The sequence below is a fragment of the Mycobacterium lepromatosis genome, from assembly GCF_000975265.2.
In the GTDB taxonomy this organism is placed as follows: Bacteria; Actinomycetota; Actinomycetes; order Mycobacteriales; family Mycobacteriaceae; genus Mycobacterium; species Mycobacterium lepromatosis.
The window spans coordinates 1,178,605-1,194,510 of the sequence record NZ_CP083405.1 but is presented as its reverse complement, the minus strand read 5'-3'; the positions used below and the strand labels follow the sequence as shown (position 1 = coordinate 1,194,510).

The 15,906-nt window shown below is 59.7% G+C and carries 10 protein-coding genes and 2 pseudogenes; all 12 read right to left on the bottom strand.

Features of this window, described 5'->3' with window-relative positions; translation table 11 throughout:
* Window positions 1-411: 411 nt before the first annotated feature.
* Window positions 412-1,266 (bottom strand): annotated as a pseudogene (locus MLPF_RS05620) (wax ester/triacylglycerol synthase domain-containing protein); the annotation flags it as partial.
* Between the two features lie 842 nt (window positions 1,267-2,108).
* Window positions 2,109-3,266, bottom strand: coding sequence for a cation:proton antiporter (locus MLPF_RS05615; protein ID WP_045842691.1), 1,158 nt, complete (start codon window positions 3,264-3,266; stop codon window positions 2,109-2,111).
* 4 nt (window positions 3,267-3,270) lie between these two features.
* The gene (locus MLPF_RS05610) at window positions 3,271-3,753 is read right to left on the bottom strand and encodes a cation:proton antiporter regulatory subunit (protein WP_045842690.1); all 483 of its coding nucleotides are present in this window, start codon (window positions 3,751-3,753) and stop codon (window positions 3,271-3,273) included.
* A 316-nt stretch (window positions 3,754-4,069) separates the two neighbouring features.
* Window positions 4,070-4,285: a hypothetical protein gene (locus tag MLPF_RS05605; RefSeq protein WP_082082323.1), complete on the bottom strand. Its 216-nt coding sequence runs from the start codon at window positions 4,283-4,285 to the stop codon at window positions 4,070-4,072.
* A 603-nt stretch (window positions 4,286-4,888) separates the two neighbouring features.
* On the bottom strand, window positions 4,889-7,711 hold the full coding sequence (gene secA / locus MLPF_RS05600; RefSeq protein ID WP_045842689.1) for a preprotein translocase subunit SecA: 2,823 nt from the start codon (window positions 7,709-7,711) through the stop codon (window positions 4,889-4,891).
* Between the two features lie 79 nt (window positions 7,712-7,790).
* The gene (gene hpf / locus MLPF_RS05595; RefSeq protein ID WP_045842688.1) at window positions 7,791-8,465 is read right to left on the bottom strand and encodes a ribosome hibernation-promoting factor, HPF/YfiA family; all 675 of its coding nucleotides are present in this window, start codon (window positions 8,463-8,465) and stop codon (window positions 7,791-7,793) included.
* A gap of 508 nt (window positions 8,466-8,973) precedes the next feature.
* A pseudogene (locus MLPF_RS05590) lies at window positions 8,974-9,185 on the bottom strand (ComF family protein); the annotation flags it as partial.
* 91 nt (window positions 9,186-9,276) lie between these two features.
* Window positions 9,277-11,022 (bottom strand): MtrAB system accessory lipoprotein LpqB, encoded by a 1,746-nt coding sequence (gene lpqB / locus MLPF_RS05585; RefSeq protein ID WP_420329584.1) that lies wholly within the window; start codon window positions 11,020-11,022, stop codon window positions 9,277-9,279.
* A gap of 20 nt (window positions 11,023-11,042) precedes the next feature.
* Window positions 11,043-12,731, bottom strand: a complete 1,689-nt coding sequence (gene mtrB, locus MLPF_RS05580) for an MtrAB system histidine kinase MtrB (RefSeq protein WP_045842720.1) — start codon at window positions 12,729-12,731, stop codon at window positions 11,043-11,045.
* A gap of 133 nt (window positions 12,732-12,864) precedes the next feature.
* Entirely contained in the window at window positions 12,865-13,551 is a 687-nt protein-coding gene (gene mtrA / locus MLPF_RS05575; protein WP_045842719.1) for a two-component system response regulator MtrA, read from the bottom strand.
* Window positions 13,552-13,643: 92 nt separating this feature from the next.
* Window positions 13,644-14,276, bottom strand: a complete 633-nt coding sequence (locus MLPF_RS05570) for a dTMP kinase (protein ID WP_045842686.1) — start codon at window positions 14,274-14,276, stop codon at window positions 13,644-13,646.
* A gap of 52 nt (window positions 14,277-14,328) precedes the next feature.
* The gene (gene ahcY, locus MLPF_RS05565) at window positions 14,329-15,807 is read right to left on the bottom strand and encodes an adenosylhomocysteinase (RefSeq protein WP_045842685.1); all 1,479 of its coding nucleotides are present in this window, start codon (window positions 15,805-15,807) and stop codon (window positions 14,329-14,331) included.
* Window positions 15,808-15,906: the final 99 nt, after the last annotated feature.

Here is a 15,906-nt window from a genome sequence, read left to right as displayed (position 1 = left end):
ACCGCGGTACACGTGTGAATCGAGGTTCTCGGTTCGTGTTCTTATCCTCGTTTGCAGGTTACGGATATGGCTTGCGACCAATCTGACCACACAACTAAAAGATATCCATCCTGCAGCCGAAGAACGTCTAAACACCAACGGCCTCGCCCGCAATCCATCAACGGACGCTGCGGCATCGGCCGCCACGCTACGTCGACTATGAGCAAACTGGATCATACCGCCGGCTCCGGCGAGCGCGGCTTTGACACTACCAACCACTCCAAGTGCAGCCGGTCGCTGATATCGACCTCCAACTAGACCTTCCCTGCCTACTTAAGCAAGCCTGCTGGCCCACAGAGCCAAGTGTAGCGTTCGCACTAGTCCCGGCCCCGCCCACCTCTTCGCCGAACCAAGCGAGGTCGAGTCGACCGTCGGTGCCAACACCCGGACCGTCGCGGTATGTGTTACGCGTTTCGCCGCGTGACATCAGCCAAGTGCCCAACGCGCCGGCCACCACCGCCAGCACCACATCATTGACGCTACACTTTAACACACTCGCAACCTACAGTAGTCCTCAAGCCGCCCACTGGCGAAGGTGAACCGGAACCACCGATTGTGCGAAACGGTGGCATTTAGCGGGCTACTTGGGAGCGGTACCGTGAGCTATCCTGGTCCCGACGTTGGTTGCCAGACCGGTGAGCACAGACCCGACAGCCTGGATTAGCGAGCCCAGGACAATCAGCCAGCGGCCAATTTTGCCCAACCGTAGGCGAGTGTTTCCCGGCTTGCGTTCAGGCATCTAGATGTCTTCAGCTAACTATGGTGTACTGCGATTCCAATCAACGATGACATCGTCAACCTCCAACGCAATAATACCGTTGATCAATTTCGTGATGGAAATTAGTGTATGGGGTGGCACGAATTTTTGTTCAAATCCTCGACAAGATATAATCCCCACAGCGGCCGTACAGCCAACCAGGCAATCATCTCATGCAGCTACTCGTTACTGCCCGGCGATGGCAACGCCGATCTCCTCACGTGATAGGTGATGTCGAAGTCGCAATCGTCGACCCAGGCGGGCCTGGCCAGTACCCATATTGACTCGCGGATCTTATGCCGGTAACACGGAGTCTGAGTTAGTCGCTGTTCGACAGTGGCCAGTAGCGTCTCGTAGCTCAATCCCGCACGTGGACAACACAAGATCAACAGCGACCCGACTTACATCGGAGGGGCGGTATTCTCCAGCCAATAGAACGACGCATCCGATGGGGACAACCAAGTAACCATTACGGCCCTGTCCTCCTTGTTGATTCGTCGCGTTTGAGCAATGTCGCCCACGGTAATCGCCGGCCCAGGCGTATTACGGCGCGAGTACACGCCAGCCCTGGATGTGCGTTGATGACCACCGAGGAGAAAACAAACTGAAAAATTATCTGTCACTCTCCAACAGGCCCCCCTCCAATCACTAAATTAGAGAGTGCTCGTTGACCATTGCTCCCCTGACGAGCCCACCGCACCGTGACAGCTTTCGCTGTGATATCCTGCCTTGGCACGAGACACCGACACGAAACATCCTCCAGTGTCGACAGTCATTGCATGCGACGTACCCACACCTCGCGTCAACTACCACCGAGCTGGCGGCAGACTAAGCGAACCGCAGCCCTAGGATAACAGTACAACGACCGCAGTGGTGTGTCGGTATCGATGCGTCAGGCGGCGATTTTCGCAGACGCTGCGCTACACCGATCGCTGAAAGCCATCGACCGCCACCGGCTCACGGCACAGCTACGGCCCCTGCTGGCACCCAGCCTCGTCAGACTAGGTACTCGCGGCTAACCTACCAGCAACCCGAACGCCAAGGCACCTCAGCTGCTGCACCGGATGCGTCTGCAACCTGTCGTCGGGCAGCACGACCCAGACACTGCCACCGAGGTTTCCCAATACGTACCGTAGCGAGAACCGGAGGTATGTTATCACGTGCCGCATGGAACAAATGCCCGGCTACCAACGGAACCTGCTGACTGGTAGTTGCCCTGCATATCGGTTGAACGGTCTCAGCTCAAGCAACAGTTAGTAGCGAGTAGTGGCAGGCGCGCGCAACCCGAGCAAAGCAGGTCGCCACCGGCCGCCTAGTTGGCCGACCCGGAGCTGGTCAGCAACGAGCCCGGAGTATAGCGGGCCAGCACCGGGCCCGCGATTGCCATGATGAAGACATACGCCGTGGCCAGCGCAGCCACGACGGGAGTCGACGTGCCGACCAATCCGATGATAATCAGCGAAAACTCACCCCGAGCGACGAGCGCTGTACCAGCGCGCAGCTGCCCGCGCCGGGCCACGCCGTCGTGCCGGGCGGCCAGAATTCCAGTAGCCACCTTGGTCACCGCGGTGACAATGGCCAGGATCAGGGCTGCCGGAAACATCGGAAGGAGCTTGTGCGGGTCGACCGATATGCCGATAGCAAGGAAAAAAATCGCGGCGAACAGATCACGAAGAGGACCGAGCACCTTGCGTGCGCGGTCCGCGGTATCCCCCGTAAGGGTCAAACCGACCAAAAATGCGCCTACGGCGGCCGACGCGTGCAAGGACTCGGCCACCGCCGCCACGATCAAGGTCACCCCCAGGACCCTCAGCAACAGCTGCTCGGAATCGGGATGCTCCACCAGCCGACCGACATGATGGCCCCAGTGATAGGACGCAGCAAACGCCGCGAATAGCGCACAGACCGCTACGACCATGCCGACGACGGCATCCAGCCAACTGCCACCCGCCGAAAGTACCGCGAATAGCGGCAGGTAAGCTGCCATCGCAAAGTCTTCGAGCACCAACACAGACAGCACCGCCGGCGTTTCCCGGTTACCGAGCCGCCGTAAGTCAGCCAGCAGGCGCGCAATGACACCGGATGAGGAGATGTACGTGACGCCGGCCAACGCAAGCACAGCGACCCCGTCCAAGCCCAGCAGCCAGCCAGCCACCGCACCGGGTGTGGCGTTGAGAATGATGTCGACACCGGCTGACGGCAGGTGACGCCGCAGACTGCTGGCGAACTCGGTCGCAGAGAACTCCAGACCCAATGTCAGCAACAACAACACAATGCCAATGGGCGCTCCCGTAGTGATGAATTCATCGGCGGCGGACACTGGCATGATGCCGCCCTTACCGAGTGAGAGCCCCGCTATCAGATAAACCGGTATCGGAGACAACGAGTATCGACGTGCGCCGGCGCCCAACACGGCAAGTGTGGTTAAGAGGGCGCCGACTTGGGACAGCAGCGCCCCCGAAATTTCCATCGCCTCAGCCCTTGTCGATGATCTGCTCGACCCCGGCGATACCTTCTTCGGTACCTATCACGATCAGCACATCTCGTGCCCGCAGCGGTTCAGCCGGGCCTGGCGAAACCACGACGTCCTCGTCGCGCACAATTGCGACAATCGATGCGCCGGTACGAGTACGAGCGCGGGTGTCGCCCAGCGGCCGATCGACGAATAGGCTCTCCGGCGCGATGCGAACTTGCCTGGTTTCGAGCCCGGGAACTTCACTAGCCAGCTCAGTGAACCGCTCTGCAATCCTAGGTGCGCCCAGAATCTGAGCGACAGCGTCGGCTTCGTCGTCAGTGAGGCAGAAAACCGGCTGAGCCCAGTCCGGATCCTCGCGACGATATACGACGACATCGAAATCGCCGCTGCGCCGGGCGATGATCCCGATTCGATCGCCCTTGCGACTGGTGAACTCGTACCGCAAGCCCACCCCGGGCAACAGCACCTCCTTGACGTCCATAGCCTCAATACCTTAACGAAATGCCGCCGAGAAAGAAGTGATCACGGAATATCCTTATAGCCCAGCGAAACTAGCGTTAGCTAATCAACGGAACTGTAGTGCGCGTCAAGTACATCTTCAATGCTCACCCCCGATAATTGCGTCGCACTGTTGACCGACTCCGGCAAACACGCCAGTTTTGACTGGTTACGGACTTAGCGAACCACGCTACGCGGACATCGGTTCCGCTCTCGATGGATATGACATTCACCGATGGCGATGCAAACCAAGGACGGCATGCGCACCACCCCGGATAAGATCCCAAGTTCCTCGAGAGTTAGTCCTTGACTAACCGTTGTGGAGGCCGCCCCGGCGTGACTAGTGTCTTCAAGGCAACAATATCGGCACGTTGCTCCGGTGACTGACGGTATCGGTCGCCCATCATCACCACTAAGTCGTGCTCTCCTAGTTGGGTAGCGATCAGGATGTGGCCCGTGGTGGCGCTCGCGACGAGCAGTTGCCCCGCCATCATCGTGGGTGGCGCCCAGCACACGACGAGGAAACCGAACTATGGATCGGTTTAGCCCCCCCAGCCGGTAGAGCAGTGGAGAACAAAAGCCAATGGCAAGGTAGGGCTTTACCGCACCACGACCAGTAAACCTGCGTAGGGTCGAACAGGTCAAATACTTAAATTATATTTTAAAGTCAACGCGGAACACTATCACCCAGCCGAGTCAAAAAACAACACTCAGAGCGCCAGCCGCCCAGGTGGCGTCCGCCCCCTTGAACGACTCGGTTTACGTGGTTCGCCATTGCCAATAAAGCAATAGCAACGCAAGGGCTGGTGCAGTACATAGGTGCTGCTCTCGATCGAGGCCGACACAAACCGCGTCCACCACCATTTGAACTCTGACCGTGCCATCACACTATGCCGGATACGAATACGAGCACACAGGCAGAGCCACATCATTGACCACGATCGGCGCGACAAGCCCGTGATGGACATCGCACGGCACCACGATGACGCCCACAAATCCAACTGAACAGAGGAAGGCTACGAGGAACATGACACCCCATAGCACCGTAGCCGCTCATCAGCAAGCGTTTCATCCCCCGATTGTCTCCATAATCATATTCGAGGCGAAAAGTGCCGCTATCACTTTTTCATCGATCTCGACGGCTTGGCACCGCGGCCTTGCCGCCGCGCGGCTTCGCGCCGCTCACGTCGACTGGCCCCGGCCGGGACCCCGGCTGGCGTTTTCTGCGCACCACCGCCGTTAAGCTGCACCTGCATCGAGCCGTCTTCGGGCGGCCCAGAATACGTCAGCGTGGTCGACTCGTTATCAATACCCTTGGTGTGCAACGCTCTTGAAGCCTCTTGGCGCGATCCGACGACCTCGTTATCTGCGACCAATCCGGTGAACCCTTCGGGTACTTGCACCGGGGCCACCTGGGGGGCAGGCACCGCTTCAACAGCAAGATTGAATAAGAAGCCGACCGACTCCTCTTTCACACCATCGAGCATGGCCATGAACATGTCGTAGCCCTCGCGCTGGTACTCCACTAACGGATCGCGCTGGGCCATCGCGCGCAGCCCGATGCCCTCTTTGAGATAATCCATCTCGTAGAGGTGTTCGCGCCACTTGCGGTCGACGACGTTAAGCAACACATTGCGCTCCAGCTGACGCATCGCACCCTCGCCAGCCAGTTCCGCGAGCTCGGCTTCCCTTGCGGCATAAGCACGTCGGGCATCGGTAAGCAGCGCCTCGAGCAATTCATCGCGAGTGAGCTCGTCACGTTCAGAATCCTCGTCTGCTTGCTTCAGCGACTCGTGCTTGATTCCGACCGGATAGAGCGTCTCCAGCGCCGACCACAACGCATCCAGATCCCAGTCCTCGACGTAGCAGCTGTCGGTAGTCGCGCCGTCGACGTAAGCGGTGATGACGTCGCAAACCATGCCCAACGCCTGCTGCTGCAGACTCTCACCTTCGAGGATACGACGACGCTCAGCATAGATCACTTTACGCTGCTGGTTCATCACCTCGTCGTACTTGAGAACGTTCTTGCGGACCTCAAAGTTCTGCTGCTCGACTTGGGTCTGGGCGCTCTTAATCGCCCGGGTGACCATCTTGGCTTCGATCGGCACATCGTCAGGCAGGTTCAGCCTGGTCAACAAGGCCTCCAAGGTGGCGCCATGGAACCGGCGCATGAGCTCATCACCCAACGACAAGTAGAAGCGTGACTCGCCGGGGTCACCTTGACGACCGGAGCGGCCGCGCAGCTGGTTGTCAATACGCCGCGACTCGTGGCGTTCGGTACCCAACACATACAGACCACCGGCCTCAATTACCTCGGCGGCCTCTTGACCGGCTTCCTCCTTGACCTTAGGCAGTTCGGAGTGCCAAGCCTGCTCGTACTCGTCCGGCGTCTCCACCGGATCCAGGCCAAGTCTGCGCAGTCGCTGGTCGGTGAGGAAGTCGACGTTGCCGCCCAGCACGATGTCGGTACCCCGGCCGGCCATGTTGGTGGCGACGGTGACACCGCCGCGCCGGCCCGCCACGGCGATGATGCCCGCCTCTTGTTCGTGGTACTTAGCATTGAGCACGTTGTGCGGGATGCGCCGCTTGGTGAACTGCCGCGACAGATACTCCGAGCGTTCCACGCTGGTTGTGCCGATCAGCACCGGCTGGCCTTTCTCGTAGCGCTCGGCAACGTCATCGACCACCGCAATGTATTTGGCTTCCTCAGTCTTATAGATAAGATCGGATTGGTCTTCGCGGATCATCGGTTTGTTGGTCGGAATGGCGACCACGCCCAGCTTGTAGATCTCGTGCAGCTCGGCCGCCTCGGTTTGAGCGGTACCAGTCATGCCGGCTAGTTTGTCGTAGAGTCGGAAATAGTTCTGCAGCGTGATGGTGGCGAGCGTCTGGTTCTCAGCCTTGATCTCGACGTACTCCTTAGCCTCGATGGCCTGGTGCATGCCCTCGTTGTAGCGACGTCCAATCAACACGCGACCGGTGAACTCGTCAACGATCAACACTTCACCGTCGCGGACGATATAGTCTTTGTCGCGGTTGAAAAGCTCCTTGGCCTTCAAGGCGTTGTTGAGGTAGCTCACTAGTGGCGAATTGGCGACCTCGTAGAGGTTGTCGATGCCGAGCTGGTCTTCGACGAACTCCATGCCTTTTTCGTGCACGCCGACAGTGCGTTTCCGTAAGTCGACCTCGTAGTGGACATCCTTGTCCATCAGCCGCACCAACCGGGCAAACTCGGTGTACCAGTTGGACGCTCCATCGGCGGAACCGGAGATGATCAACGGGGTGCGGGCCTCGTCGATCAGGATGGAGTCCACTTCGTCGACGATGGCGTAGTTGTGCCCACGCTGCACCAAGTCGTCCAGCGAGTGCGCCATGTTGTCACGCAGGTAGTCGAAGCCGAACTCATTGTTGGTGCCGTAGGTGATGTCGGCGTTGTAGGCCACCCTACGCTCGTCGGGGGTCGTGGGCGCCAAGATCACACCGACCTGCAGACCCAGGAAGCGGTGCACTCGCCCCATCCACTCGCTGTCGCGTTTAGCCAGGTAGTCGTTGACGGTAACGATGTGTACACCCTTGCCGGCCAGCGCGTTGAGGTAGGCGGGCAGCACGCAAGTCAAGGTCTTGCCTTCACCGGTCTTCATTTCCGCGACGTTCCCCAAGTGCAACGCCACCCCACCCATCACCTGCACGTCGAACGGACGCTGGTCGAGCACCCGCCAGGCGGCTTCGCGGGCTACCGCGAATGCCTCGGGTAGCAGATCATCGAGGCTTTCTGGGTTTTTCTCATCGGCCAGCCGTTGCTTGAATTCGTCGGTCTTGGCCTTCAGCTCGACATCGGTGAGTTTCTCGACGCTATCGGACAACGTGTTGACATATTCGGCCACCTTTTTGAGGCGCTTGACCATGCGACCTTCGCCAAGTCGCAGCAACTTCGACAGCACAGCTATGTCCCCTGTGAATTGGAGTCTTCTTCGATAAGGCGATTCCCATCGTAGGGGACGACGCGATGCTGGCCGCTGATCAAGCCAGACGGATCAAGCCATAGTCATAAGCATGGCGCCGGTAAACGACTGACGGCCGCTCACTCTCCTTGTCCAGGAACAAAAAGAAGTCGTGTCCGACAAGCTCCATCTCGTAGAGTGCATCGTCGACTGACATCGGCTTGGCCGGGTGTTCTTTGGTACGGACGATCCTCCCCGGCTCATAGTTTGTGACCACACTGTCGTGATCGTGCACCGGAGCAAGTTCGGCGTTGAAGGCCTTTTCTGGCGGCACAGCGACCGCGGTTGCCTCCGCCACTGAAACAGGGGTCTTGTCACCGTAGTGTACTTTGCGTCGATCCTTGCCACGGCGCAGCCGGCTCTCGAGTTTGACGACCGCTGACTCAAGTGCTGCATAGAAACTGTCAGCACACGCTTCACCACGCACTACCGGACCTCGGCCCCGCGCGGTGATCTCCACGCGTTGACAGGACTTACGTTGGCGACGGTTGCGTTCATGATCTAGTTCGACGTCAAACAAGTAAATGGCCCGGTCGAACCTCTCCAAGCGAGCAAGTCTCTGCGAAACATGGATGCGGAAGTGATCGGGAATCTCGACATTGCGGCCCTTGAAAACGATCTCGACGTTCGACATCAGTTCAACCGGCTCGTCGGATGCAACCGGTGCAGGGTCGAGAACCTGACCCAAATCCACGGTTAACCTTGACGTACGTGACAACTCGTTTCTCTTTTCACGTCACACGCGCCCTGCGCGCCTAGCTTTGATTTTGATTGAGTGGCAACCCGCTGTGCTCGGCTTCGCCGCGCTTACGACCACCGCTAGCTGTACAAAACCACGCCGACGGGGTGGGAAGCAATTCTGCAAAAAAATCAACTGCGCAAGCTGCCCGCCGGGGCAAGATGTCGATTGCGCACCTCCTGCCGCGAGTAGCGCCGCTGGGAAAATCGCGACCACGAATCCCAACAAGCTCCGGGAAATTTACCTTCAACATTAGTTCGTGTTCACCTTGCCATGCCACCAATTTGGCAGGCATGTTACGAGTTCTTAACGTCTTCCCATCGAATTCAAGCATGATTCATCGGAATCAAGCTGGCCGCATTCATTACTTTCACCCGGGTTCCATCAAGCGACCGCGATCGCCAGCACCGTGGTCACTCACTCCCGGCAGCGTGCAAGATCCGGACCGACTCACGCGCTGTCGGGCCAGTGGTGCAACCAGGTCGCGGCAGCCATGCTCCTTCATCGCGAGGATCGCCTGGCGACGGGCACCGGCACTAGCGAGTCAACACAAAAGATTCACCACCACGCGGTTAGCCAGCAGCCACTGACAGCTCTGCGGCCAAGGCATCGCTCCATCGCGTGGCGGGCGCACCACAGCCGACCGCATTCCAGCGTCAGCGCAAGATCAAGCACATCCACAGTGTACCGATCAGCTATGAAAAGGTGACTTAGACCTCGCCGAGGTTCAGCAACCGAACCCGGCGATATCGAAAACATCAACCACTCAGCCCGGCAACACCGGCTCCGCCCCCCTAACGGTCAACCCCGCGACCTCCGACCAGCCCTGCTGGCTTTCGGCAACGGACGCCGAATACTGTAACACCCCTTGTGGACCCGCTACATACACCGTCGACGGGTTGGCGGCAATCGCTGACAGCGGAACCTGCAAACCGCGGGCCGGCGCATCAGAATTGACCCCGTCAAGGTTAACGTACGATACTGGATGCGTGGCATCGGTGCGGGTCACCACGATGTCGTCGCCAGTTCGCCAGGACAACGACACTACCGAGCTGCCCAACCCGAAACCCAGTCGGCGCGGATATGTCAAGGCAAATTGTCCGCCCTGAGTCTGTTCGACTCCGGCGAGAATAACCTGTCCACCGATCACCATCGCGGCACGCGTCCCATCCCGAGAAAGCTGCAGGTCGGTAATCGGCCCCGGGAACCGGCTGGCCACTGCAACGGAATCCACCGGAATACGCGCAGGTTGCCCCGATGCCGGTTCCTGGATGGCCCGCAACACATTACTAGTGTCGACCACCACCCAAACTGCGTCGTCTAGCGACCAGCTGGGCCGCGACAGGCTGTGTCCGTCGGCAGACTGGATAGCTTCACCACCAAGATCACCGATCCACAGCGACGCCGCCATATCGGAAGCACCGCGGCGCAGGGTCACCACCGACGCCACCTGCCTCCCGCTGCGGGATAGTGCAGCGCCAGTCTGGTCGCTCATCCGCCCGAAGGCTCCAAGCACCACGGTAGCACGCTGCCCGCCCAACGATACCAATGCCCCACCCACCAACGCATGCAACCCCGCACCTGCGCCGTCGGCCACGCCCGGGTCGGTGGCAGCAACGTCGGAAGTGGTCCACCCATCGGCGAACCTGTCGTCCAACGGCGCGCCATCAGCGTTTATCACATAGGGCCCTCTGATATCCGCCCTGACCAAGGTCCAAATGATCTGCGCGGCAAGCAATTGCCTGCTGTGCGGATCAGTGGTGGATAGTTTCTCCAGATCTATCCGCGCACCGCCGTAACCTCGTCCGATCCCGCTCTTGCTGCCGTCGGCCCGCGTCACCGGACCACGCAGCCGCAGCGGCGGAGCCAACAGATTGCGTACAGCGTGGGCCATTTCGGGTCGTGGACCAGCCAGCAATTTGGAAACAAGCTCGGTGGCCAACTGATCATGACCTAGAACCGCGATGTAACGGGGATCGGGAACCACGGTCTTGCCAGTCGGATCGGCGAAGTAGAGCGTGTTTCGCTTATAAGTTGCCTGAAACTGCTGCCAGTCCAGGAAAACCCCGTTGGGCAGGCGGTCAATCCGCCAACCACCCGATGTCTTGATCAATTCGACCGGACCCGGGTCTGGCAGCACACCCTCTGCAGTCTCGAACACACCCATATCGGAAAGCGAACCCAGGATGTCTGCCCGCATTGTCGCCGAAACACGTTCGGCAGAACGGTTTTCGACGAACATCACATGGTCGATCAGCAATGCGCTACCGGCGTCGTCCCAAGCATTGGATGCCGACTGGGTGAGGAACTGACGGGCCGCCAGGTGTCGGTTGGCTGGATCGGCTGTGGCCTTGAGGAATTCGCGCAACAGCACATCGGGATCCATACCGGGGGTCGGCTTGGGCAGATTCGACGGCGCCGGTCGCTCTACAGCGCCAATCGCCTGTGGAGCCGACGAATTGGGTACCCCAGCACAGCCAGTGAACAACATGCCCAGACACAACAGCCGCATGATCACTAGAACGCGCCGCATCACCCACTCCTCTCGGCGTACTCTCGCAAGCGTTGGCGTTGGGTGCCGTGTTGTTGGCTGGCTGTATTGGCATGCGGAGTTGGTTGTGAGATCGGTTTCATGGGCAACGGACTTGTGGTAACCTTGTGGCCACGAACCAACGGAAGCGTCAGCCTGAAGCAAGCGCCTTGGCAAGGCTCGCCCCATGCTTCGAGTCGACCCTGGTGGAGCCGCGCATCCTCGATGCTGATCGCCAGTCCTAGGCCGGTGCCCCCAGAGCGCCGCACCCGTGACGGGTCCGAACGCCAAAACCGACTGAACACCAGCTTCTCTTCACCGGGCCGCAGCCCGACCCCGTAGTCGCGCACGGTGACAGCGACAGTATCCTCGTCGGCGGCCATACGAATCCGCACCGGTTTACGCTCGGCATGGTCGATGGCGTTGGCGATCAGGTTGCGCAGGATCCGCTCGACTCGACGGGCGTCAACCTCGGCAATCACCTCGTCGGCAGGCATGTCTACCAACAGTTCGATACCAGCCTCTTCGGCCAAGTAGCCGACATTGCCCAGCGCGTTATTCACCGTCACGCGCAAATCAACCGCCTCGACAGAGAGCTCGGCCACGCCGGCGTCGTGCCGCGAGATCTCGAGCAGGTCGTTAAGCAGTGTCTCGAATCGATCGAGTTCGCTGACCATCAGTTCGGTGGACCGCCGCAGCGTAGGAGCAAGGTCGGAGCTGTGGTCGTAGATCAAGTCGGCAGCCATCCGCACGGTGGTCAGCGGCGTACGGAGTTCGTGGCTGACGTCGGACGTGAAACGGCGTTGCAGGTTACCGAATTCCTCGAGTTGGGTGATCTGCCGAGACAAGCTCTCCGCCATGTCATTGAACGACACCGCCAGCCTTGCCATGTCGTCCTCGCCACGCACCGGCATCCGTTCCGACAGGTGCCCCTCGGCGAACCGTTCGGCGATCCGCGACGCCGATCGCACCGGCACCACCACCTGGCGCGATACCAGCAATGCAATACCCGACAACAATACCAACAGCACCAGGCCGCCGGTGGCCATTGTGCCGCGCACCAGCGTGACGGTGGCCTGCTCGTTCTTCAGCGGAAAGATCAGGTAAAGCTCGAGATTGGCCACCTGCGACGACGTCGGCGTGCCGATGATCAGCGCTGGCCCCGAGAAGCCCTCAGTGTGTACCGTCACGTATTGGTAAGCCGCCTGTCCGGCTTTGATGAAGCCACGCAACGAATTAGGCACTTGATCGACAGGTCCGGCCGTGGTCGCGGTGCGCGGGCCATCACCAGGCACTATCAGCACCGCATCAAAGGCACCGATGAGGCCAGCACCAGAAGTTGGGTCAGATTTCGATGTCAGCGTGTTGCGGGCCAGCTGCAGACTGCTGTCCAGCGAACGGGTCTCCTCACCGTTGACGATCCCAGTGACGGTGGTACGTGCCCGCTCGATCTGCTCGATGGCGGCCCTGACTTTGACGTCGAGGACACGGCTGGTGAGCTGACTGGTGAGCACGAAGCCAAGCGCCAAAATCACGGCCAACGAAAGACCAAATGTTAGTGCTACAACTCGCAGTTGCAGTGACCGGCGCCAGGCAACGCCCACGAGTCGAGTCAACGCGCCCATGCCACGCGTCATGGGGCCGGAACGCCCCCAGCGACCCCGGATCCGTCGTCGCGATCTGAAGATCACAGGCGCCGTCCCCCCCACGCGGGTGGGGGTACCCCGCATTGGTATTGGTGGGGGCGTGCCCCCATATCCGCATCGCGACGCGAGCGAGTAGCAAACCTACCGTATCTCTTCGCTCCGGATCGTCGCCGGCAAGTCACGGGGGTCCGGCCTTGTATCCCACTCCTCGAACGGTCAACACCACGGTCGGGTTCTCCGGGTCCTTCTCGACCTTGGCCCGTAGCCGCTGGACATGCACGTTAACCAAACGGGTATCCGCTGGGTGACGATATCCCCACACCTGTTCGAGCAGCACATCACGAGTAAACACCTGGCGTGGCTTGCGTGCCAGCGCGACCAGCAGGTCGAATTCCAGCGGTGTCAATGAGATATGTTCACCGTTTCGGGTGACCTTGTGTGCAGGCACGTCGATGTCGACATCGGCAATGGACAGCATCTCGGCTGGCTCGTCATCGTTACGCCGTAGCCGCGCCCGCACCCGAGCAACCAGCTCCTTGGGCTTGAACGGCTTCATGATGTAGTCATCGGCACCCGACTCTAGCCCTAGTACCACGTCCACAGTGTCGGTCTTGGCTGTCAACATCACAATCGGAACGCCAGAGTCGGCGCGCAACACCCTACACACGTCGATGCCGTTCATGCCGGGCAACATCAGGTCCAGTAACACCAAGTCGGGGCGTAGCTCGCGCACCGCGGTCAGGGCCTGAGTACCGTCACCGATGACCGCGGTGTCGAAGCCCTCCCCACGCAACACGATAGTGAGCATCTCAGCCAGCGAAGCGTCGTCATCGACGACCAAAATCCTTTGCCTCATGACGTCCATGGTGTCACCAGATCGGAACAAACCTAGGGCGCCACACGGGCGTTTCACACATGACAAGTTCAATTACCGTCGAATTCGGCCCTAGACACAGTCTAACAGCCCATCAAAGTCGCGACCAACCAGCCCGAATCGGTGTCCGCGTCGACGACTAACCACCGCCCGCCCCAACCGGCGGCAGCCAGGTCGGCGTATACCGCGCTGGTGCGCCGTTGAAGGTCGTCGTCGCGTTCGTAACTATCACGCAGCCGGTCGGGATCAGTGCGGGCCCGGTAGCGGGCACGCTTCCCGGCAAGCTCGACGGAGATCGCGAGAAGTAATTGCCAATCTGGCGAGGGCAGCCGCAATCTCTGGTATTCGATTCGCTGTACCCAAGCCACCGCTTTCCCGCTGCAGTCCTCATGCAAACGCGCGGCGCTATAGGCGGCATTGGACGCAACGTAGCGATCAAGAAGCACTACGTCATGATTGCGATCCAACGCTTCGATGTCCTCGACTGCCCCGGCGCGATCGAACGCGAACAGCAGGGCCATCGCATACACCGACGACGCGAGATCACCGTGCTGGCCATGCAGCGCCTCCGCGGCTATGTCGGCGACCACTGATTGCCGATAACGTGGGAAAGCCAACGTTGCTACCGACTTCCCGGTGGCCTCAAACGCCTGGCGTAACTCCTCGGAAAAGGTGCGCTTGCCGGCGCCGTCAACACCTTCAATCGCAATCAACACGGCGCGGGCCTATAGAGCCTGCGACTGAGCAACTGACGGACGCTCAGCGGAATCAGTAGCGATAGTGGTCCGGCTTGAACGGACCGTCGACGTCGACACCGAGGTATTCGGCCTGGTCCTTAGTCAGCTTGGTCAGCTGGCCGCCAAGGGCCTCGACGTGGACGCGGGCCACTTTTTCATCGAGGTGTTTGGGCAGCCTATACACCTCATTGTCATATTCGTCGTTTTTGGTCCACAGCTCGATCTGGGCGATCGTCTGGTTAGCGAAACTATTACTCATCACAAACGACGGATGGCCGGTGGCGTTGCCCAGGTTCAGCAGCCGACCCTCAGAAAGCACAATGATTGACTTGCCGCTGTCGCCAAAAGTCCACAGGTCTACCTGCGGTTTGATTTTGAGTCGCGTCGCCCCGGAACGTTCCAGCGCCGCCATGTCGATTTCGTTGTCAAAGTGGCCAATGTTGCCCAGGATGGCATGATCCTTCATTGCCTTCATGTGCTCAAGCAAAATGATATCTTTGTTGCCAGTCGCGGTTACGACGATGTCTGCGTAAGCGATGGCGTCCTCGACCCGCTTGACGTCGAAGCCCTCCATCAGCGCCTGCAGCGCGTTAATCGGGTCGATCTCGGTGACAGTGACCCGCGCGCCCTGACCCTTCGCCGCTTCCGCGCACCCCTTACCCACATCCCCGTAGCCACAAATGAGCACGTTCTTGCCGCCGATTAGGGCGTCAGTGCCACGGTTGATGCCGTCGATCAGGGAGTGTCGGGTACCGTACTTGTTGTCGAACTTGGACTTGGTCACCGAGTCGTTGACGTTGATCGCAGGGAAAGCTAGATCCCCGGCCGCGGCGAATTGGTACAGCCGCAGCACGCCTGTGGTCGTCTCTTCGGTGACACCCTTGACCGACTGGGCGATCTTGGTCCATTTGCCCTTGTCTGTCTCGAAGCGCTTCCGCAGCAGGTTCAAAAAAACTTTCCACTCGGCGGGGTCGTCGTCCTCGGCAGGCGGCACTACGCCGGCTTTCTCGTACTGCATGCCGCGCAGCACTATCATGGTGGCATCCCCGCCGTCGTCCAGGATCATGTTGACCGGCTTATCGGGATCTGGCCAGGTTAGCATCTGCTCGGCAGCCCACCAATACTCCTCGAGCGTCTCGCCCTTCCAGGCGAAGACCGGTACACCCTTGGGCTCCTCGGGCGTACCGTATGGGCCAACGACGACTGCTGCCGCCGCATGGTCCTGGGTCGAGAAAATATTGCACGATGCCCAGCGAACCTCAGCACCCAGCGTAGTCAACGTCTCGATCAGTACCGCGGTCTGCACCGTCATGTGCAGCGAGCCGGAAATACGGGCCCCTTTCAGGGGCTGCACCTCGGCGTACTCATGACGCAGTGACACCAGGCCAGGCATCTCGTACTCGGCGAGGTCGAGTTCTTTGCGACCGAAATTCGCCAGCGACAGGTCAGCAACCTTGAAGTCGATGCCGTTACGAACATCAGGTGTCAGCGAATTTTCGGTCGTAGTCATACCGTGTCTCAATCCTTCTAGGACTCAGGGACTCACAAGGGCAAATGAATTATTTTACAGCAACCGTAGTCAGCTTAACTTTCTGCGGCCCTGGGTCTT

What these genes read in the sequence shown, in the direction of transcription:
- mtrA (WP_045842719.1), bottom strand. Translation starts at nt 13,551, where the DNA reads ATGGACGTCATGAGGCAAAGGATTTTGGTCGTCGATGACGACGCTTCG.
- MLPF_RS05610 (WP_045842690.1), bottom strand. Translation starts at nt 3,753, where the DNA reads ATGGACGTCAAGGAGGTGCTGTTGCCCGGGGTGGGCTTGCGGTACGAG.
- MLPF_RS05615 (WP_045842691.1), bottom strand. Translation starts at nt 3,266, where the DNA reads ATGGAAATTTCGGGGGCGCTGCTGTCCCAAGTCGGCGCCCTCTTAACC.
- lpqB (WP_420329584.1), bottom strand. Translation starts at nt 11,022, where the DNA reads ATGCGGCTGTTGTGTCTGGGCATGTTGTTCACTGGCTGTGCTGGGGTA.
- ahcY (WP_045842685.1), bottom strand. Translation starts at nt 15,807, where the DNA reads ATGACTACGACCGAAAATTCGCTGACACCTGATGTTCGTAACGGCATC.